Consider the following 21,771-nt stretch of genomic DNA (forward strand, 5'->3'; position numbering starts at 1 on the left):
CATAAGCATGCCCATTTAGAAGCACCTTGTGTAACATATGTTTGACAACTCTAGAATACCACAAGTCCTCCTAAACGATTTTCCCTTCCAATTTCTTTGAAAGTAAGTTACACTGATGTATATCATTAGACAGAGTAAAAGATAGAACGTCAAGTGTTGTTGGATGGGATGTGGCCAACAAACGAAAAGAATTTATTCTTGCGATACTATCTTTGCATTCGCTGCATTAATATTATTTGTAGCGCTCTCTTGTCAAAAAAAGGAGCGTATTTTTTATGCAAAAACCTGATTCCCGTCGTATTATTTCATATGGTAATAAAGGAAAACTAACCACCCTACAATTAACTACCATGGCTTTATTATTAGCGTTTCGTATTATGTTAGCTTATATACCAGCGTTTAGAGTAGGTGAAATTGCCCAAATTGGAGTTGGCTTTATTGGTACTGCTATTTCCAGCGCTATAATTGGTCCATGGTGGGCTATCGTTATATCGGTAGCTAATGACATTATCACTGCTCTTCTAAATGGCTATAGCTTCTTCTTCGGTTATACCTTTAGTGCCGGTTTAGCTGGTTTCATTTATGGTTGGTTTTTGTGGCGTAAAGAACGTAATTGGAAAAATATTCTTATAGCAGTTGTTTTAGTAACCTTTATTGTAAACTTAGGATTTGGATCTCTATGGATTAAAATGATGCAAGGTAAAGCTTGGGCAGCATTCATGCCAATTCGTATCGCTAAAAACGCTGTCTCTCTTCCATTGAACACAATTATTTTAGTGATTATCCTAAAATTGCCTGTAATTGATCGTTTAATCAAAAAATTCCAATTTTAAACTTTATGGTAGCTCTTTTAGGTAGGTAACGCACTACTTACTATTTATGAATTATCTTATAAAATTAATAAAAAGGGCAGAAGTTTAAGCTTCTGCCCTTTTTATTAACGAAAATTTACTGTACTAAATATTATAAACTTCACTCAAAAAATCAAAAAATACTAGTAAACTTATTTAACAATCAGATTAAAAATTGTAAAAACTTGTGACATTTACTATATTTACGTATAATATGAAGATATGAAAATAAATGTAGCTTGCAACTACAGGAGGTATACTATGAAGAAAAATTATCGTGTATTGTTATATTACAAATATCAAAGAATTGAAGACCCTGAGTTATTTGCCAAAGAACACTTAGAGTTTTGCCGTCGTATCGGTTTAAAGGGGCGCGTATTAGTCGGTGAAGAAGGAATAAACGGAACCGTTTCAGGCACCCTAGATCAAACACAAAAGTATATGGACTATGTTCATTCACTAGAAGGTTTTGAAGATTTATGGTTTAAACAAGATCTTGCTGATGATTATGCGCATAAAAAGATGTCTGTGAGAACGCGTGAAGAAATTGTAGCTTTAAACTTAGATGATGATATTGATCCACATGAAATTACAGGACAATATCTATCCCCTAAAGAATTTAAAGATGCTCTACTTGACAAGGATACAGTTGTTCTTGACACTCGTAATGACTATGAGTATGATTTAGGTCATTTTAAGGGTGCGATCCGTCCTGAAATTCGTAATTTCCGTGAACTTCCTGACTGGGTGAAAGAAAACAAAGAAAAATTTATGGACAAACGCGTTGTTGTCTATTGCACAGGTGGTATCCGCTGCGAGAAATTCTCAGGTTGGTTACTTAAAGAAGGTTTTAAAGATGTTGGGCAATTACATGGTGGTATTGATACTTATGGAAAAGACCCTGAAACTAAAGGTGAGCTTTGGGAAGGTAAGATGTATGTTTTCGATGAACGCATTGCTGTCCCAGTTAATCAAGTAAATCCTACAGTAGTCGGAAAAGATTATTTTGATGGAACACCATGTGAAAGATACGTAAATTGTGCAAACCCAGAATGTAATGAACAAATATTAACTTCTAAAGCAAATGAAGATAAGTATTTACGTGGATGTAGTGAGGCCTGTCGTCGTCATCCTCGAAACCGCTATGTCGCTGAACATAACTTTTCCACAGAAGAATGGGAAGAAAGATTAAATGCAATTGGAGAAAGCTTAAGTAAAACACATTCTGCATAATTTAAGCCGATAAAGGGGATAATGAAATGACTAATAAAGAAAGCAAGAATCATCTGCCACCTTTGGAGGGTCATCATTTAAAAGATAGTAAGCCAAATCTCAATCAAAGGCGGCAAAGATTAATCAACCAGAAATCTTCTAACTATGTTAATAGCGAAGAAGCTCGAGCAAGAAGATTGAAAAGAATTAGTGAACTTGAAAATAAGAGCTTTAATAATTTTGATAAGGCTATTCCTCAGTCAAATGAGGATAGAAGACAGTTTTCTTCTAATCATTATCAATCGCTTAAAGTCAAAAAAGAAACTCCTATAGGTGAGTCAGTAAGCAATTTACACAATAAATCGATTAAAAAAGATCGCTCAGAGAAGAAAGTTATTAAAAAAACTGAAACTGACACTGATTTAAAGCTAGAAAATAAGACTATTAATCATACTAGCAGTAATAATTCTAGTAAGTTCAGTCGAGACGCTATAGAATCAAACAGACCTCAACAGAAGTCAAATCAAAAAACTGAAAGTGAAAGTGACAACCACTCAACGGATAAAAATCTTTTTCAGACTTACCTTGATAAAAGAAGAAAAAGAAAAAAAGAAGTGCGTAGTCAACTATCTTTGGAAGGGCTTGACCGGTTTTCAAAAATTTCCTTAGTCCTTTCGATTATCTTTAATGTATTTAGACGTCTATTCATCTACTTTGTAGTTGTGGGTCTTCTTTTTGGCTTTCTCTTATCAGGTGTTGGATTAGGCTACTTCACTTCATTAGTATCTGATACGACTCCACCAAGTAAACAAGAGATGGCTGAAGCTATTAATCAAGTCGAACAACAATCTAGTTTATATTATGACTCTGGCGACCTTATTGCTGATATAAGATCGGACGTCGTTAGATCTGTTACTAATTTAGAAGATATTTCACCCTATATTAAAGAAGGTTTAATTTCCATTGAAGATCAAGCTTTTTATGAGCATTACGGTGTTAACCCTAAATCAACACTTAGAGCAGTGCTTCAAACGCTTATTACCGGGTCTGGTACTGGAGGATCAACATTAACTCAGCAATTAGTTAAGCAGCAGTTATTAACAAATGATGTTACTTTCTTTAGAAAGGCTAACGAAATTCTCTTGGCCTTAAGAGTTGAAAAATATTTTACCAAAGACGAAATATTAAACGCTTATCTCAATGTTTCTCCTTTTGGCCGTAATAATGAAGGAGATAATATTGCGGGAATTCGTGAAGCTTCTGAAGGCATTTTTGGCAAAGAACCAAATGAAGTTAATTTAGCTCAAGCTGCCTTTTTAGTTGGTTTGCCTCAAGATCCTTATAGCTATACTCCTTATAACTATAACAGTTCACTTAGAGAGGATTTCAATCCTGGTATCAATCGAATGAAAGCTGTGCTATTCAGTATGTATCGTAACAAGGCTATTACTAAAGAAGAATACGAAACTGCGATTGATTATGATATTAGTAAAGATTTTATTAAACCTGAAAATCGTCCAATCGAACGCCAATCCTACCTGTATCAAACCGTCATGAATGAAGCCATTAAGAAATTAATGGAAATTAATGTCAATGACGATGGAAATCAGATGAGCGATGTTTTACAAGACATTGAATGGTATAATCAATATTATTCTGAAGCAGAAAACCAGCTGCGTACCGGGGGCTACAAAGTATATTCAACTATTGATAAAGAAATTTATGATCAATTACAAGAAACTGCTAAAGAAAACGTAGACTCATTAGGAGTAAGCTATGATGGGGTTTATACAGATCCTAGTACCGGTGAAGAAATCTATTATGTTGAAAATATTCAAACTGGTGTTGTGGTGATTGAAAACACTAGTGGAAAAGTACTGGGCTTTGTGGCTGGGACCGATTATGATAATAATCAAATTGACCATGCCTTTGCCACTCGCCGCTCTCCTGGTTCAACCATCAAACCACTTGCAGTCTATGCACCAGCAATTGAGAATAATCTTATTGCTCCTGCCACAATTGTACCCGATACACCATTTGTAGAAACTTATCCCGATGGAACTGAGTGGAAACCGACCAACTACGGCGAATCAATTTCTAATAAGTTTATCTCTGTCAGAGAATCATTAGCTAAGTCACTGAATTTACCAACTATTCGAATTTATCAAGGGCTTATACAGCAAAACGTACCAGTCTATGATTATCTTGAACTCATGGGCTTTAAAGATGGCTTTGCATATGATCAAGAAGAAACATACAACCTAGCCTTTTCCATTGGTGGAGTGAATACCGGACCGACTGTTTTTGAACAAACATCTGCTTTTTCAACTTTTGCCAATAATGGTTATTATATTCAAGGGCATATTATCAGTAAGATTGTCGATTCATTTGGAAATACTGTATTTGAACAAGAAGTAGAGCCACAAAAAGTATTTAGTGAGGATACAAACTACTTAATGGTAGATATTTTAAGGGATACAACCGAATTCGGTTCAGGACAATATGCCAAAGCTAATCTGCAAGTTCCAGGAGACTGGATTGCCAAATCCGGAACTAGTGAGAATGCTAAAGATCTATGGTTTATTGCCTCTACTCCTTCTGTTACCATTGGTACATGGGCTGGCTATGATTCACAATATTATGAATACTTTGTTAACCCAGATGATGGACTTGGCAATGAATCGGTTCGTTCACAAATATACTGGGCTAATATCGCCAACGCCTTATTCAGAGTTCGACCTGATATTTTTGGATCTAATGAAGTCTTTGCACAACCCGCTTCTGTTGTTAGCCAAAATATTGTAGCAATGACAGGAACTTTACCTGGAAACATTACCTATAATAACCGAATTGCTAGTCTAAATGGCCCTATTAAACAAGATTTGTTTAAAAATTCAAATCCTGCTGCTCCACTCTCTTATAACTTCATGTTTAACGCTAGTGATCAAGATACTGCACGTTTTTGGAATGCTTATATGGAATCTATTGAGGAAAAGACAACATCAACGACCTCTGCTGAAGAAACAACGGATGAGGATGATGAGTCTCGTTCTGAAAGCACAGATGAAAATGGTAATCTAATACCGGCGCAACCAGAAAATAGCGAGACTGTTACTGAAGAAGTATATTATGAATAATTTTGCAAAATAAAGGCTCTATAATAAAAAGCTATGAGTTAAAATCTCATAGCTTTTTAATGTTTTTATTCACTCAGTGTTGAACCACGGTGTACTAATTTATGGGGAAGAATGATTTGACGCTGCTCGATACCCTCATCATTCATAATTTTCGTTAGCAAGCGCATTGCTACCGCTCCAACATCATATAAAGGATATTGTAAAGATGATAGTTGAGGACGCGAATATTTTGTAAGGACTGAGTTTTTACTAGTAAGTACTTGAAAGTCTTCAGGTACTTTAATATTTCGATCAGTTAGGGCATTTAAAATGGCTACTGCTAAGAAATCTTTAGTAGCGATAACTCCGGTAGCTTTAGCAGCTAATAATTGATCTACAATTATATCTCCTTCATCATCAGTAAAGTCACTTTGGATAATCAAATCTTCATCTACCGCTATATTATGCTTAGCCAATGCTGATTTATAACCAGGAATCCGATGCACTCGATTGACATAATACTTTTCTGAATCGGTGATAATAGCTGGTCTGTTACCCTTTTGAAGTAAGAAATCTGTCATTTCTTCTATTGCTAATCGAATATCAATTGATACTGTATAGAGATCAGGATCTTCACTAATCATACCCGCAATAACTACAGGTGTTCTTGAAGTTTTAATTAATGACTTAAGTTCTTCGCCGACATTATAACCCATATAGATAATACCATCTACTTGTTTAGCTAATAAATTATTAAAAACATTAATTTCTTTGTCGACACTTTCGTCGGCATTTGCTAAAATAATGTCATATTTGTACATAGCTGCTATATCATCAATTCCGCGTGCCAATGCCGAAAAGAAGATATTAGTAATGTTAGGAATAATAACGCCTACTGTGGTTGTTTTTTTACTGGCTAGTCCTCTTGCTACAGCATTAGGTCTATAATCTAAACGTTCTATAACTTCTGAGACTTTTTTTCTAGTACTTGGCTTTACATTTGGATTACCATTTACAACTCGAGATACGGTGGCCATTGATACGCCAGCTTCACGAGCTACATCATATATTGTAATTGTTTGCTTTTCCATGCCTACCCTTCTTTCAAATTTTTAATTTACTCTTTGTAATTTAACATAAGCAGACAGATAGTGCAAGCGTTTTCTAGCTTTATTCTCAAGTTTTCACAGTTTTTTCATAAATAATGAACTCGCTCATTAGAGGGTGTTTGCTGTCTTCTCCAAACCAAAAGATAGGTTAACACTGATTTCATTTGTAGAGCAGTTTACCCTTCAACTTTTTGGATGGTCGGTGACACCAAATATGGCAGTGAGGAAAATTTAACTTAATTAACCTACCATGGGAATAAGCACCTTATCAGATATAATCTATTCGAGAAAGAAGAAACGAAGAAACATCATCGGAGCTTTTAATTTATGGGAATCGCCGAATCGAGCGCAATGACAGACCATCATACTGCTTAAAGGAAGTAGTTATTATTAATAGCATTCAAGATTTTTAAAATACGCAATGATTATGAAAGTACGAGCGATGTTTACCGACCGAAGGAGACAGACACGGCACCTCAAAAAGCAATCTACTACAAACCGTCTTATGAATCACTCAAGTTTAACGAACGAGCCAAGCTCTTATCTGACGAAGGAAAGACACTCTACAGTCAACGAAGAATTGCTGTAGAGTCTGTATTCGATCATGTAAAGACAAATTTAAGCTCCTTCTTCGCCTTAGAGATAAGGTGAAGACTATTGTAAGACTGGTATTAATGGCCAATAATCAAGCAAATATGCAAAGCAGCGAGCTTAGAACGAAAAACACCTTTCCATTCTAAGCTCGCTGCGTTTTATGTAGCGGGTGAAGAGGCCTTTTGTCCAGCCTCTAAATTTATTTTAGTAGTTCATCTGTTTGCTTCTCGACTTCTTTTTTCACATCTTTTAGTTCTTCTTTTGTATCAACTTCAATATCTTCAATTTTGGCACTCAAGATGTCTTTAGATTGACTGAGGTCTTCTTTTACATGATCCCATTCTTTGCTTGCTTCTTTCTTTAATTCTTCAGCAGAACGTTTAATATGATCAGCTGAAGTTTTAAGATTTACACGGAAATCTTCACTCGCATCAGAAGCTGCGTCATACATCTCTACACCTCTTTCCACGGCATAGTCTGTATAATCATTAGCCCGATCAATCCAATAATCTAATTCTTCATTTAAATCTTCACGTAACTCTCTACCTGATTTAGGAGCATATAAAAGAGCAGCTGCCCCTCCAATAAGAGCGCCTAATAAAGCTCCCGCTAAAAATCCATCATTATTTTTCATATTATTTTGCCTCCTTTAAATTAATTGAAATCTCACCAGCTGTTTTAGAAGGTTTTCCTTGAATAAAGGAATCTAAGCTTCTCTTTTCCTGTTTAGCTGGATCCTTAGCCAAAATCTCTGAATTTTTGGCTTGTGGCTTCACTTTGAAACGATTTACCATTCGCGATGCTTTTTGAATTGAATCAATTGGTGATTTTTTCTTGTTTTTCTTAAGCATATTTGAAACAAAGTTCGATGTCATTTCTTTAGTCGAGTCATTTAATTCTGAAACGGATGTTCCGACATCACCGATAGCAGTAAATAACGGATCGGTTTTTCCTAATTTAGCATTTAAATCATCTACAAGTGTATTTGACTTGTTCAGTAAACCTTCTACCTCAATTGATAGATGGTCAACATCTTTAGTCACCACATCAATGGTATTATTTAATTTGCTCACCGTTTCCTTCAGATTTGTCAGAATTTCACCAATTTTCATCAAGGTCATCGATAAGAATACAACGAGAATTGCAAAGGCTAAAGCTGCAATCATGGCTGCAATTTGACCAATTGTCATATCTAATCCTCCTTTGCTAAGTTACTAGCTTAAATATATCATGAAAGCGCATTTAACTCAAAGATAAGGGCTTAGAAATGAGCTATTTATTTATTAATTTTTTCTCACGCCCTTGTTGGAAGTTTGAAACCCTTAACTCTTTTAAACTTGTACGATGCAAGAAAGCATTTATTCGTTTTAAAATCATATTTCGAGTAATAATACCAATGAATTTCTTTTCTATATGGTTTTCAACCACACATAAAAAATTATTATCTACCAGTTTATGCAAAATTGATTCGAGCTTTTCGTTCATTGTTATAAATTCTGGTTTCCTTAAGTCTAAATGCTTAATTAATTTATAATTAAGGTTGTCAAAGTCTATGTCTTCTAAAGTAATAGCTTCTTTAACAATCATGTTAATACTTACTAAGCCCACTATTTGACCATTTTGATTGACCACAGGAATCATTGAATAGTCGACTTGATTAAGGACTAATAAGCCGTGAATTAATGAATTAAAGTCATAAAGATAGACTACATTATCAGCCGGGATAATAACTTCTTTTAGATTTTCAACAATATTTTTTGATAAGTTAGGATCTATCAAGATCAATCAGCTCCATCTAGTTTAAAATAATAAGACAAATCTTCTAACTGTATTGCATGTGAATTATAATAATCAACCTTAATAAAGTCATCGGAAATTTCAACTATAGAAAATGTTTTTTCTTGAATTTCGCCCCTTGCTTTTGCAATGGAACCAGGGTTCATAAATAAGATTCCTCGCTTCATTTCAGCATATAGGCGATGTGTATGGCCGTGGAAAACATATTTGGCATTCTTTTGTAAAGCTAATTCTAAAAGATTAATGTTTCCTTGATTTACTTGATACAAATGGCCATGAGTAATCAAAATTTTTCCCTTAGGGGTCGATAAAATTTCGCTAGATGGATAGCCTGGAGAAAAATCCATATTTCCTGCTACTTTAACATCGACAGCCTGCCAAATAGGATCATCAAATGAAAATTCTGAATCACCACAATGAATAATATAATCTACTTTATCCCTAAACTGCTGAATAATGTTTTTTACAATAGAGTAATTTCCATGATTGTCACTTAATACTAACAATTTCATCTCTATCCCTCCAACCAATCATTTAGTTTTTCTTTTAACTTCTCCACTGCTTGGCCTCTGTGAGAAATTTGGTTCTTACGTTCCGCAGAGATTTGAGCAAAGGTTTGTTGATCTTGAGGATAGTAAAATAGTGAATCATAACCAAAGCCACCCTCACCGATAGGCTCTTTGGTAATGATTCCTTCTACATTACCTTCAACAACTAATGAATCTTTTTGTGGATCTGCTAATACGATAACAGTTGTGAAATAGGCTTTTCGTTGATCACCGTTAAATTCTTTCAAATTTTCTAAAAGTTTCAAACGGTTTCTTTCGTCATTTTTTTCTTCTCCAGCATAGCGAGCCGAATAGACACCCGGCTCATTATTCAGTGCTGGAACACATAAGCCTGAATCATCTGATAGGGCTAAGCAGTTCATTTCCTTAGCGATTGTTTCTGCTTTTAAACGTGCATTCTCCTCAAATGTTGTACCTGTTTCTTCTACTTCTGGAATTTCAGGATAATCAAGCAAAGATTGAACTTGTAAATCAAAAGCTTCAAAAAGAGCTTTAAACTCTGCTATTTTTCCTGGATTATGACTAGCTATAATCAGTTTCATAAATTACTTCTCCTTTAATTTCACATTTTCTGACATCAAGATCTTTTCGAGCTAGCCAGTCGCTAGCCATTCGATCAAAGTGTTCGATGTCTCCTGTTGTATAGAAAGTTTGTGTAGGAGATTGTTGTAAGGCATCATTTGCTGTTCGACTTAAGTTAAAATAATCCAACAGCATACTAACATCATTAATTGTTTCAACTCCTGAATCAATCAGATGAACCTTAGGACCAACTACTTCTTGAATTAAACCGCGCATGATTGGATAGTGGGTACAACCAAGTACTAATGTGTCAATTTCTTTTTTTAATAGCGGGGAAAGTTCTTGCGACACTTTTTCTTTAGCTTGGCTACTATAAATTTGGCCAGTCTCTACCATTTCAACAAAAAACGGACATGCAAGTCCTTCTACGACCACATCATTTTTTTTATTGATAATCGTTTTTTCATAAATTTTACTCTGAATAGTTCCGATTGTTCCAATCACACCGATTTTTTTATTATTAGTTTGGATAATGGCAGCTCGACTACCGGGTTCAATTACGCCAACAACAGGTATGGGTAAAGTTCGCTTCAAATCTTCTAAAGCTGCAGCAGTCCCAGTATTACAAGCAATCACAAGCATTTTAATGCCTTTTTCACGCAAGAAATTGCTGAGTTGCCAAATATACTTCTTAACTTCATTTAACGGACGCGGACCATATGGACAACGAGCATTATCACCAATAAAAAGAACGGATTCATTAGGAAGTTGTTTTAAACTCTGTTTAACAACTGTTAATCCGCCGAATCCAGAATCAATAAAACCGATGGGTAAGTCTTTCATAAAATTCTCCTCACTTCACAATTATTATTTTAACATATCTATGCAAAAAAAGAATGGAAGTCATCTTGTTATTTACTAAAAAACAAGGCCCTTAATTAACAACCTACTGAAGTTGTTTGCAAGGCCTTGTTTTAAAATTAATTAACTTTTTTCTCGTTTTTCCATATAGCAAAGGACTTTTTAAAACTACCAATTAATCCTTTTTCACTATAAACTAGAACATTTGATTTATAGAACACAACCGATAACCAAATCGATAAGGCTAAGAAAACAATCGCAACTAATACCGATAACCATATTTCACTAGTGGCAACTGTGTCATTAGCCAAACGGAAAGGCATAATAAAAGGCGTAAATAATGGGAAATAAGAGCCTAAACGAACAATGGCTGAGTTAGGTGACTGCATACCGTATAAGGCAATATAAAAGCCTGCTACTGCTAATAAGGTGATTGGGGTGATCATTTTATTGACGTCTTCAGTTTTAGAAACTAATGAACCTAAGAAAGCTGCAAGTATTGAATAAATTGCCATTCCTATAACAGCAAACAATATTCCATATAATATCACCGGTCTAGCTTGTGAAATATAATCGCTGATTATGGCCGGATCAAAACTTTCGCTCATGGCTTGTGTGCCAGCTTGAATATTTTCCATATTTTCAGATGAGTTTACAAAAAATTGGGCTAATACTAAGCCGGATACATAGGAAATAATAACTCCTAGTATACCATATATGACTAATTGAGTAAGAATTACCAAGCCCACTCCAATCAGCTTACCTAAAAAATGCTGGGTAGCGGTGATACTGGAAAGAATAATTTCCATGATTTTAGAGCCCTTCTCTGCCGCAATTTCTTGAGAGACTATGGATACGTAACTCATAATAAACATTAAAACCACAAAACACACTACATAAGCCACTCCAATTTTAGCGGCAGTTACTGGATCATTTTCTGAAACCTCTGTAACAGCGCCATCATCGTCTGGTTGGATGCGAATAGTTTCAATGTCAACAGCACTATCTTTTAATTGATTCACTTCTTCTTGTTTTAAATTAAATGCTTCTGCTTGTTTTTGAATGCGATATTCTGAAAGTACTTCTTCGATATTATAAGTGGCAATATTCTTGCCTGAATTATGGCGATAGAACTTAGCATTAAGATCTACATTTTCGCCTTCAACAACTAAATAACCATCAATTTCTTCTGCAAATAAGGCTTCTTCAGCTTGCTTTTCATTTAAGTCAAATTGGTAGTCATTTTCATCTTCTATTGCAGCAATCAATTGATTAATCTCTGCATTTTCAGATACAATTCCAACATTGCCGACTGAAGAGCTGGATTGGTCAAGATAAATAAAATAACCGATTGCTAAAATAACCAACCCCATAATAATGGGGCCTGCTATCATCCAGAAAAAAGCCCAAGACTTCACATTTTTCCGATAAACCTCTTTTGCTACAAGCCACATTTTATTCATGAATTCGGTCACCTACTTTCAACTTAAATATTTCCTCTAAGGTCGGTGGTTGTTGAGAGAACATTGGGATAAATTGTCCTTGAGTGATTGTTTGGAAGATGCTAGGACCAAATGATTCATCGCTAAGATTTAAGGTGTAATGATCAGGGCTGGTACGAACTACCGAATCTACCCCTTCAATTTCTAGCAGGCTAGCTTCATTCCACTTTTTACTTTCAATATAAATGCGAATACGTCCAAACTGTTCTCTAACTTCATTAATCGAACCGTAAAGAACTTGCTCACCATCAAGAATCATGGCTAACTTATCACATATTTGTGACACATTTTCCATATTATGACTAGAAAAGATAATGCTCGATCCACCTTCTTTTAATTCTAAGATGCCTTGTTTTAAAAGGTCAGCATTGACTGGATCTAGGCCAGAGAATGGCTCATCTAAAATAACTAATTTAGGTCGATGGATTAATGTAGCAATCAATTGTATTTTTTGCTGGTTTCCTTTAGAAAGCGTATTAATCTTATCTTTTCGTTTACCTTTTACGGCAAATTTATCCATCCATTCATCTATTTGAGTGATAATATCAAGGTATTTCATTCCTCTAAGGCTAGCGAAATAGACAATTTGTTCTTCAATAGTCATCTTTTCATAAAGACCACGTTCTTCTGGTAAGTAACCAACTAAATCATATAATTGATTATTAATCGGCTTTTGATTCCAAGTAACTAGTCCCCCAGGTTCAGGATTTAAGAAATCTAAAATCATTCGAAAAACAGTTGTTTTCCCTGATCCATTTGGACCAATAAATCCCATAATCGTTCCCGATTCAATGTCAAAAGAAACATTCTTTACAGCTTGAAAACTACCAAATTTCTTGGATAGGTTTTTTACTTCTAACATTATATCCTCCTCTTAACTTTTTATGATTATTCCACATTGTCTAGCAGCGGATCAGTATCTTCACTGGTTGGAATCACTTCTTCTTGAGCCGCTTTGTCGCCAAATATTTCCGTCAAATCGACTAAATGAATGTTTGATCGATCATCTAATTTAAGCGTGATTGTTTGTCCTTCTTCTACAAATGGTAGGTAATCATTCAATTTTGCAGGCACTTGATAAACATTACCATCTAACATGAAATAATAGAAAGTTTCCCCCTCTTTTATAACAGCTTGGATTTTTTCAACTTTTCCGGTTACTTTTTCTAATGTGTCCTCATTGATTGCCTCTAAAACCACAGGATTATCTTCCCCATACTTTTGGATAAGCTGAGTCATATTGCTAGCAATGTAGACTTTCTGATAATCTTGAACATCTACTAAGCTATAATTTTTAATAAGACCGGAAGAGTCTTTTAAAGTTAAAATATACATAGGATTGCCTTGTAAGTTAATCAAGAGAGGGAATGTTGCAATATATCCTTTTTCTTGAACAGACCCTTCAGCTGAAGCCATAGCAGAGAACTCTTCGGCAGCAGATAAATTGTACATAGTAGCTTCTTTGGTTCTTAGATTAACTAATACAAAGCCAATGTTTGATTCATCTGATACAACAGAAGTGATACCAGTATAGAGGTAAATATCATCATTCATTGGTAGATAATTATAACCTTTGGAGGTTTCTGTTACGCCTTCTTTGGCAAAAACTGAGTTCCAAAAACCATTTTTAAATTTACCGTTTTGGTCTAACTGGTGCATGATTAAGTCAGCAGAATAAACGCGGTCTACCCAAGATGGGATCTCATCCATGGAGTATTTTTGGTGTTCTCCTGTCATCGCATTAACAATAATTAAACCATTAGGTTCTGGCTCATTAAGAAAGAAATTTCGTCCATAGCTAGTAGCTATATAATAAGGATTGCCCTCATCATCGATTTCAAAGTCAGGGCTTTCAAAAATACTGAATGGATAATTGAATCTTAAATGTCTAGAAATATTCCGACCGAAATGATCTGAATAAGAATATCTAATCGGTTTTTCAGGTGTTTTTACTTCCACTTTTCCAGTAACATTATCAACTTGAAGATAATGTGGGATTCCTTCTGAAAAGTTGTTTAACCACTTAAACAGTCCTGCATACTTCAAAGGAGTTACCCGGTAGGGTTCTGCTTCAATATTGATTTGGGTATATTCATCCGATACTTCAAATTGAGAAACAAGCTCAGTTAAAGCTCCTAAATAGCGATCTCCAAGGCGCACTGCTGTATCTCGATCCACTAATGGCACATTATCAATATTAACTTCAGGAAAAGTGGTCTCGAAATCTTTATTGACTGGTGAGATCATTTGACCATAATCTTTTGCCATAAAGAAAGGAGAAAAAACAAACTTCCCAATTAATCCTACTAATAAGACAATAACAACCGGCCAATAGAACAAGCGGTATTTCTTTGGCAATTTGCCGAATTTAATCTCAGTAACTTGATTAGGATTATTCTTGATCTGCTTGAACCACTGATTGGAATCTTTAATCAATTCGATGGCAAAAACACCGGCCACAATTAATAGAAGAAAAAACCAGCTTTGATAAGAAGCGTAATGGATAGGTGGTAGTGTGAGATAATAATAAACAAAGATAGCCAATGCTAATAATACATACAAATAGTTTGGATTAAATGAACGCTTGTTGGCTTTTTTATTAATCGTTTTTTCAGGTGTCACATCTTTAATAATCAATTTAAAACCCACTTTCTTTTTTCTGACTGAAATATGTAGAAATTTCTTTTATAAAAGGCTCAAAATGAATAGGACCCACATTACTTTCATTTTGACTAATAGAAAAAGGAATCATTTTCTCAATAATATCTGCTGTCAATCTAACAGAGTCTTTCAAGCTGTCACCAGCGATTCGACTGGCAGTAATGATTGAAGCAACAGTGTCTCCAGTTCCAAATATGTAACCATCAAAATACTCGTGAACTACAAGTCCTTTTTCACCCGATTGGCTGGCATAGTAGAAACCTAAGCGATTATTATCACTTCGATCATCTTTAGCTCCTGTAATAATGACATTTTTACAACCTAAAGTTAATAATTCATCGGCGATATCAGCAATCTCATTTAATCTGAAGTCCTCTTTGTAGTCTCGTCCTAAAATCAAACAAGCTTCTGTTAGATTGGGCATGACTAATTCTGCATACGGTATTAATTCACGCAAATGATGAGCGACGTCTTGATCAAAACCAGCATAGAACTGACCATGGTCCCCCATAATCGGATCCATATATAATGCAATGTTTGGATTGATTTCTTTTTCTTTTAAAAGATAGGTTTTCAAATCATCTATCTGCTGAGTATCAGCAAAATAACCCGTTAAAATTGCATCAAAATGATAGTCAACTTGCTGCCAATGGTGCAGCATTTCTTGATAAGCATTTCCCATGGAATAACGAACTAAATCCCCTTTTTCTCCAGCATGCGAAGAAAGGATTAAAGTTGGCAAAATAGTAGCTTCTAATTGGGCAGCAGCTAAAACTGGCAAATTAATTGAACCCGCTACTCTTCCGGCACCAGGAATATCATTAACAACTAAAATAGTATTTGAATAATTATTGCGATTAAGTGAAAACATAAGAACCCCCTACATTTATATAATCATAGTACCTCTTTTAAGCAAATAAATAAAGATAATTCATACTAAAAAAATAGCAGAGACATTGTCTCTGCTAGGGTGAGTGGTTTATCTTGTTTATAAAACTGTTTCAATATCAAAAAACTCTCTGTCTTGCGATTCAGCCACGGCAATGGATGTTAGATGTCCAAGATAAGTATTGATACCTAATAAAATCGCATCATTTTGCTTGGCAGCTTCTTTAATGCCTGCCCTAGCAATTTCTTTAGCATATTGTAAAGTAGCATTGGTCAAAGCAATGGTGGAAGTTCTTGGGACAGCTCCTGGAATATTAGCCACTGCATAATGAATAATATCATGTTTAAGGAAAATCGGTTCCTTATGAGTAGTTGGTTTAGTTGTCTCAAAGTTTCCACCTTGGTCAACTGCAATATCAATTAAAACGGAACCTGGTCTCATTTCTTGAATAGTTTCTTCTTTAACAAGAACTGGTGCACGGCGTCCAGCTATTAAAACTGATCCGACAACTACGTCTGAATCGATCACAGCTTTATGAATGTTTGTTTCATTCGACATCAATGTCTGTACACCATTACCAAGAATATTTTCAATCTCAGCCAAACGTTGTGGATTAATATCAAGAATTGTCACATTAGCACCTAAACCGTAAGCCAATTTAGCGGTATTAAAACCGACAACCCCTCCACCAATCACTGTCACATTGGCACGACGAACACCTGGTACACCACCAAATAAAATACCTGGACCACCGTGGTTCTTTTCTAATAAACGCGCTCCGATTTGAACAGCCATTCGACCGGCTACTTCAGACATGGGTGTTAATAAAGGAAGTGTCCCCTTATCGGCAACCGTTTCATAGGCTACTCCAATCACACCCTTATCGAGCAAGGCTTGTGTTAATTCTAGTTCAGGAGCAAGATGTAAATAGGTAAATAGAATGAGTCCTTCATAAAAATAGTCATATTCCTCTTTAACTGGCTCTTTCACTTTAATAACCATTTCTGCTTTCCAAACTTCTGCAGCTGTTTCAACGATACTTGCTCCAGCATCAATATATTCATGATCAGTAAACCCTGAACCCAATCCAGCCTCTTTTTCAACAATTATCTCATTTCCAGCTGAAACAAGTTCTTTAATATTATTAGGGGTGAGTCCTACACGATCTTCATTTGCTTTCAATTCTCTAGGTACTCCAATTTTCATTAATAAATCCCTCCTTTGTTTTTTTATTATACCACATGCTCTTTTCATCACAAATAAATTATATGATTATATCTTAAAATTTAAAGGGCCCAGCTTCTGAAGTTGGGCCCTTTTCTTAGTTATTCTAAATATGCTTTTTAAGCACCTCAGTCAAACGATCTTTATCATGAAAACCGACAAGTTTTTCTACAACCTGTCCATCTTTTTTTATAACCATGGTTGGAATGGACATAATACCGAATTCACCGGCTATTTTAGTTTCTTCATCGACATTCATCTTGAAGAAATTTACTTGTCCTTCCATCTCTTCTGATAATTCATCAATAATTGGAGATTGCATGCGACACGGTCCACACCATGGTGCCCAAAAATCTACAATGCTTACTCCTTGTGCTGTTTTCGTTTGAAATTCTGAATCTGTAATTGCCTTAACCATCTTAAAGCCCCTTTCACTAATCACGTTGATAGATGTATCTTAGCACATCAAAAAGGTCTTTGACTATTTATATGCTTACTAACTAATCGAAGTAAACCCTTGTTGAACCATCTCCTCCAGCGTTTGGTGGGGAGTATTCGAAGTGATCGACATGAGGATGATTGCTTAATTGATCTTTGACACCCTGTCTCAATGCTCCTGTACCCTTACCATGGATAATGGTGACCAGTGAATGGTTGGATAGAAGAGCTTGGTCTAAATACTGTTTCAACTTACTCATCGCTTCTTCGTACCTCAAACCACGTATATCTAAAGTCGTTTTTACCTTAGATCCAGCTTGCCTTTGTACATTAACCTTCTGCTTAGGCTCAACCTTACCAATCGGTTTTAGCTCGTCAGCCGCAATCTTCATCTTAATAATGCCCATTTGAACAACATACTCATTTTTTTCAACTTGTTCAAGCACAGTTCCTCTTTGTCCATAGGATAAGACCTCGACATCATCGCCCACCTGAATCTTTTTAGACTTTTTAACCCGTTTTAAGACTTTATTCTTTTTCAAGTTTTCTGGTTGTTTTAATTGATCAAAAGCCTTTTTCTTGTCGATTAAAACATGTTCTTTAATGGTTTGATTTTGTCCTTGGACTAACTGTAAGTCTCGAATTTCTTGCAGCAATTCTTCGGCCTCTTTTTGAGCTTGTTCCACTTTCTCATTAGTCTGACGCTTAGCTTTTTCAACTAAGTCATGCTTTTGCTCAAGATAGCGGTCATATTCAGTTCGTAAATCTTGCCATAAGAGTTCTGCTTTTTCTAAGAAAGCTTGAGCTTCTTTATTTTTTAGCTCACTTTCTCTTCTTTCACGCTCTAATTTAGCAACCATTTCGTTCAAAGATTGACTATCTTGTGAAATTCCTTCTTGAGCCCCCTCTAATATATCTTGTCTCAAGCCTAATCTTCTTGAGATTTCAATAGCATTGGACCGACCAGGTACACCTATCATTAAGCGATAAGTTGGCGATAAGGTCTGAACATCAAATTCCATAGAGGCATTAATTGTTTTTGCTCGTTCATGGGCATAAACTTTTAATTCCGGATAATGAGTTGTTGCTAAAACAGTAGCCCCTACTTTCCTTAAATAATCTAAAATAGAAATAGCTAAGGCTGCACCTTCTTGCGGATCAGTTCCAGAACCGAGTTCATCAAATAAAACGAGGGATTGATAGTCTGCTTCTTCGACTATATTCACAATATTCGTCATATGACTGGAGAAGGTAGAAAGAGACTGCTCAATGGACTGCTCATCTCCAATATCAGCATAAATCGATTGGAAAACGCCTAATTGAGAACCAGAATCGCAAGGAACATGAAGTCCTGATTGTCCCATTAATTGAATGAGACCAATCGTTTTTAAAATAATCGTCTTACCACCGGTGTTAGGACCTGTGATTAAGAGAATATGATAGTTTTCACCAATTAATATATCATTTGCTACAATATCGTCCGAATCAATTAAAGGATGTCTGGCTTGCCATAGAGCTACTTGGTTATCAATTGAAAAAACAGGCTTTGTCGCCTTAATCGCTTTAGCATACTCAGCTTTAGATTGAATAAAATCTAATTGGGCAATCATGGATTGATTATGTTTAATTTCTTCAACATAAGGCGCAATCATTAAAGATATTTCAAGAAGAATTCTTTCAATTTCGGTACGCTCATCTATCTCCAATTGGGCTAAGCGATTATTTAACTCCACAACAACCTTCGGTTCCATAAAGACTGTCTGACCAGTTGCTGACTGATCATGAATGGTACCACCAAATTGACCTTTATACTCCGCCTTAACGGGTAGAACATAACGATCGTTCCTGATAGTTATTAAGCGATCGCTCAACTGATTCCCTTTAGTTTTTAGTAATTGATTCAGTTGGTTGCGGATTTGATTTTCTGTTTGACTTTGATTTTTTCTAATAGCTGCCAATTGAGTGGATGCGGAATTTAAAACCGCCCCCTCATCACTTACCGTTGATTGTATTTCTTTGATAACTTGTGGAAGACTCACGCATTGATCCACCCAATACTTCAATGAAGGATAGATTTTTTCTTCAGCTTCTAAATCAGCAAAAAATTGTGTTACTTGATTGGTAGTAGTCAATAGGCGGCCAATTTGTCCTAACTCCTTAGGGTTTAAAGCAGCTGAAATCTCCAGCCGTCTAAAGGCCATACTTAACGCTACTAAGCGAGGAATAGGTATGTTCTTACCTTGTTGAAGAATTGCTAAATTTTCTTCCACTTCCTCTTGCCATTTTTGAATTGTTTCCAAATCGGTGGATGGCTGCATTTTGAGAATCTTAGATTTAGCCATCTCGGTATTTGCAAAGTGGGAGACTTGCTGAATAATTTTATGATACTCTAATTTCTCCAAAGTTTTACTATTAGTCATCAAAGATTCCCCCTTTCCTATTAATAATCATTAGGATCCCAAGCCAAACTTCCCTACAAAGTCGGTCAAAATAGGCGTGGAATCCACCATTCTAAAAATCAATGGGTTGTTAACAAATTGCTGTTGGATAAATTCTATAGGAATTAACGATAATAAGTATAAAACCATAAATACGATAAAATAGACAACAGCGAAATTGAGTACACCACCAATTAACCGATTACTAATATTTAAAACACTATAATAAGTTACTTTGGTAAATAAAATGGATAATACATTCGTTAACAACCAGCCGATTAACCAGATAATTAGAAAAGTAATCAATTTATAGAAAGTTTGATCGAGTAGAAAAGTTTGAGCTTCCGTATATAGAGCGAGTTGACTATCTGGTTGGACAGCTGGAAATGGTATAATCATCTCCACCCACTTGCTCAAAACATCAAAATATTGTGTAGCAATGATATAGGTAATAATATAACCTAACAATCTTACAATCTGCATAATCATTCCTGACCGATAGCCAGAGTAAAAGGCGAAGGCCAAAATTAAAATTACAATAACACTTAACATAAAGTACCCCCTCTAATGATTTCCTCATTAGTCCTGTTCAAAAAATTCATAATCATTCTATTTCTTTAAAAATTAGCCTAAGCCTAGTCTTTTCTCTAGCGCTGCAATTTTTTCTTCTTTTGTAATCTGGTCTGAAATAGCATTAATTGCCATCAAAATAGCGCGATCTTCTTGAGTCAAATTGGGATCAAGTTCTTTTAATTGTTGTAATTGTTGAGTCAGTAATTGAACAACTGCATCCATGTGCTCTCTCGAACGATGACCCACAATGGTATAGACTCTGCCTTCAATCAATGCCTTATAACGGTTCTTCTCTTCCATGTAATCTCCTCTTTAAGCTTGATTCTCCCACTATTTTACCAAAAGTCCCTCTATAATGCACCTTTCCTATACGAATATTAAAGAAGATGGTAAACTGATAATTATGATAGCCAATTCATAAAAGGTGGGATATAAATGAACAGCGTCACTCTCGAAGTAAACCCAGCAACTCTTAAAGTTATGGAAGAAAATTACCAAAGACACTTAATTGACCCCGTTCCCTATAGCCTCTTTAGAGCTAAATTAGCTTATGTAACCATTACAGCTTATAAATCTGGCAAAGTCCTCTTTCAAGGAAAAGCAGCTGAAGAAGAAGCGCGAATATGGGCTAAAGACTTGCCTCAATCAATCCACACGAATTTTCTCGAAAACAACACTCATTTACCTGACCGGATTCAATTTAAGAATTTAATTGGGTCGGATGAAGTGGGAAACGGATCTTACTTTGGACCCTTGACTGTATGTGCAGTCTATCTTCCTTTTGAAAAACAAGAATTAATTAAAGAACTTGGCGTAAAAGATTCTAAAAATTTATCTGATCATGAAATCGAAAGCATTGCGGCTAATCTCATACACTCAGTTGATTATCATTTAACAATTGCTAATCCACAAAAATACAATCAAATGATTAAAAAATATAATGCTAACGGACTTAAGGCGAGATTACATAACTTTACTATTAAAGAACTATATAAAAAACTATCTCCTGAACAGAAAAAGCAACTTGATGGAGTAATAATTGATCAATTTACGTCAGAAAAGAATTATTACCAACACTTAAAAAACGAAAAGGAAGTTTATCGCGCCCATGTCTATTTTGCTAAAAGGGCCGAATCTATTCATCTGGCCGTTGCTTGTGCTTCCATTATTGCAAGAGATGCCTTTGTTAAAAAACTTCATTCGCTCGGTGAAACTTTTGGCGGCAAACTACCTTCAGGGGCAGGCAGAAATGTTGATCTTTATGCATCAAAATTAATCGACCGCTATGGGATTGAAAGTCTCAATCAAACAGCTAAACTCCATTTTGCTAACACACAAAAAGCTAAAAAGTTAAGCAAAAAATATCGTCATTAAGAAAAAGCTGCCGATTTTTATCGACAGCTTTTTTATAGTCA

The 21,771-nt window shown here is 35.4% G+C and carries 20 protein-coding genes and 1 riboswitch; of the genes, 4 read left to right on the forward strand and 16 right to left on the reverse strand.

Annotated features, from left to right (window positions below; genetic code table 11):
- Positions 1-128 precede the first annotated feature (128 nt).
- A riboswitch (THF riboswitch) is annotated at positions 129-226 on the forward strand.
- A gap of 49 nt (positions 227-275) precedes the next feature.
- The 3 genes from ACQV2S_RS04530 to ACQV2S_RS04540 all read left to right on the forward strand — a co-directional run bounded on the left by ACQV2S_RS04530 (position 276) and on the right by ACQV2S_RS04540 (position 5,200).
- Positions 276-833, forward strand: coding sequence for a folate family ECF transporter S component (locus tag ACQV2S_RS04530; RefSeq protein ID WP_428872986.1), 558 nt, complete (start codon positions 276-278; stop codon positions 831-833).
- A gap of 279 nt (positions 834-1,112) precedes the next feature.
- Positions 1,113-2,084 carry a rhodanese-related sulfurtransferase gene (locus ACQV2S_RS04535; RefSeq protein ID WP_428874653.1) on the forward strand — a complete coding sequence of 324 codons (972 nt, stop codon included), beginning with the start codon at positions 1,113-1,115 and terminating at the stop codon, positions 2,082-2,084.
- A gap of 26 nt (positions 2,085-2,110) precedes the next feature.
- Entirely contained in the window at positions 2,111-5,200 is a 3,090-nt protein-coding gene (locus tag ACQV2S_RS04540) for a transglycosylase domain-containing protein (RefSeq protein ID WP_428885084.1), read from the forward strand.
- A 65-nt stretch (positions 5,201-5,265) separates the two neighbouring features.
- Here ACQV2S_RS04540 and ccpA read toward each other — a convergent pair whose 3' ends face one another.
- From ccpA to zapA, 16 genes are all read right to left on the reverse strand, one after another.
- On the reverse strand, positions 5,266-6,270 hold the full coding sequence (gene ccpA / locus ACQV2S_RS04545; RefSeq protein WP_428872981.1) for a catabolite control protein A: 1,005 nt from the start codon (positions 6,268-6,270) through the stop codon (positions 5,266-5,268).
- An 811-nt stretch (positions 6,271-7,081) separates the two neighbouring features.
- Positions 7,082-7,516 carry a YtxH domain-containing protein gene (locus ACQV2S_RS04550; protein WP_428872980.1) on the reverse strand — a complete coding sequence of 145 codons (435 nt, stop codon included), beginning with the start codon at positions 7,514-7,516 and terminating at the stop codon, positions 7,082-7,084.
- Between the two features lies 1 nt (position 7,517).
- On the reverse strand, positions 7,518-8,072 hold the full coding sequence (locus tag ACQV2S_RS04555) for a DUF948 domain-containing protein (protein WP_428872979.1): 555 nt from the start codon (positions 8,070-8,072) through the stop codon (positions 7,518-7,520).
- An 82-nt stretch (positions 8,073-8,154) separates the two neighbouring features.
- Complete coding sequence (gene cbpB, locus ACQV2S_RS04560) at positions 8,155-8,667, reverse strand: cyclic-di-AMP-binding protein CbpB (RefSeq protein WP_428874651.1); 513 nt, start codon at positions 8,665-8,667, stop codon at positions 8,155-8,157.
- A complete protein-coding gene (locus tag ACQV2S_RS04565) occupies positions 8,664-9,191 on the reverse strand; it encodes a metallophosphoesterase (protein ID WP_428872975.1) in 528 nt (175 codons plus the stop codon). Before ACQV2S_RS04565 ends, cbpB begins: the two co-directional genes overlap by 4 nt.
- Before the next feature lie 2 nt (positions 9,192-9,193).
- Complete coding sequence (locus tag ACQV2S_RS04570) at positions 9,194-9,790, reverse strand: XTP/dITP diphosphatase (protein WP_428872973.1); 597 nt, start codon at positions 9,788-9,790, stop codon at positions 9,194-9,196.
- Positions 9,771-10,613 carry a glutamate racemase gene (racE, locus tag ACQV2S_RS04575; RefSeq protein WP_428885085.1) on the reverse strand — a complete coding sequence of 281 codons (843 nt, stop codon included), beginning with the start codon at positions 10,611-10,613 and terminating at the stop codon, positions 9,771-9,773. The genes ACQV2S_RS04570 and racE overlap by 20 nt, the downstream gene beginning before the upstream one ends.
- A 137-nt stretch (positions 10,614-10,750) precedes the next feature.
- Positions 10,751-12,094 (reverse strand): ABC transporter permease, encoded by a 1,344-nt coding sequence (locus ACQV2S_RS04580; RefSeq protein ID WP_428872969.1) that lies wholly within the window; start codon positions 12,092-12,094, stop codon positions 10,751-10,753.
- A complete protein-coding gene (locus ACQV2S_RS04585) occupies positions 12,087-12,995 on the reverse strand; it encodes an ABC transporter ATP-binding protein (protein ID WP_428872967.1) in 909 nt (302 codons plus the stop codon). The genes ACQV2S_RS04580 and ACQV2S_RS04585 overlap by 8 nt, the downstream gene beginning before the upstream one ends.
- A 26-nt stretch (positions 12,996-13,021) precedes the next feature.
- Positions 13,022-14,770 (reverse strand): hypothetical protein, encoded by a 1,749-nt coding sequence (locus ACQV2S_RS04590; RefSeq protein ID WP_428872966.1) that lies wholly within the window; start codon positions 14,768-14,770, stop codon positions 13,022-13,024.
- A 1-nt stretch (position 14,771) separates the two neighbouring features.
- Complete coding sequence (locus tag ACQV2S_RS04595; RefSeq protein WP_428872965.1) at positions 14,772-15,665, reverse strand: bifunctional hydroxymethylpyrimidine kinase/phosphomethylpyrimidine kinase; 894 nt, start codon at positions 15,663-15,665, stop codon at positions 14,772-14,774.
- Between the two features lie 117 nt (positions 15,666-15,782).
- Positions 15,783-16,889, reverse strand: a complete 1,107-nt coding sequence (ald, locus tag ACQV2S_RS04600) for an alanine dehydrogenase (RefSeq protein ID WP_428872963.1) — start codon at positions 16,887-16,889, stop codon at positions 15,783-15,785.
- 124 nt (positions 16,890-17,013) lie between these two features.
- Complete coding sequence (gene trxA / locus ACQV2S_RS04605) at positions 17,014-17,325, reverse strand: thioredoxin (RefSeq protein WP_428872961.1); 312 nt, start codon at positions 17,323-17,325, stop codon at positions 17,014-17,016.
- 82 nt (positions 17,326-17,407) lie between these two features.
- Positions 17,408-19,765, reverse strand: coding sequence for an endonuclease MutS2 (locus ACQV2S_RS04610; RefSeq protein WP_428872960.1), 2,358 nt, complete (start codon positions 19,763-19,765; stop codon positions 17,408-17,410).
- Between the two features lie 30 nt (positions 19,766-19,795).
- Entirely contained in the window at positions 19,796-20,335 is a 540-nt protein-coding gene (locus tag ACQV2S_RS04615) for a CvpA family protein (protein WP_428872958.1), read from the reverse strand.
- Positions 20,336-20,407: 72 nt separating this feature from the next.
- Positions 20,408-20,656 carry a cell division protein ZapA gene (zapA, locus tag ACQV2S_RS04620; protein ID WP_428872956.1) on the reverse strand — a complete coding sequence of 83 codons (249 nt, stop codon included), beginning with the start codon at positions 20,654-20,656 and terminating at the stop codon, positions 20,408-20,410.
- A 135-nt stretch (positions 20,657-20,791) separates the two neighbouring features.
- On the opposite strand from zapA, the gene rnhC reads away from it, so the two are divergent.
- Positions 20,792-21,730 (forward strand): ribonuclease HIII, encoded by a 939-nt coding sequence (rnhC, locus tag ACQV2S_RS04625; protein WP_428872954.1) that lies wholly within the window; start codon positions 20,792-20,794, stop codon positions 21,728-21,730.
- The last annotated feature ends 41 nt before the right edge of the window (positions 21,731-21,771 follow it).

The organism is Facklamia sp. P13064 (assembly GCF_050409425.1).
Taxonomy (GTDB): domain Bacteria; phylum Bacillota; class Bacilli; order Lactobacillales; family Aerococcaceae; genus Facklamia.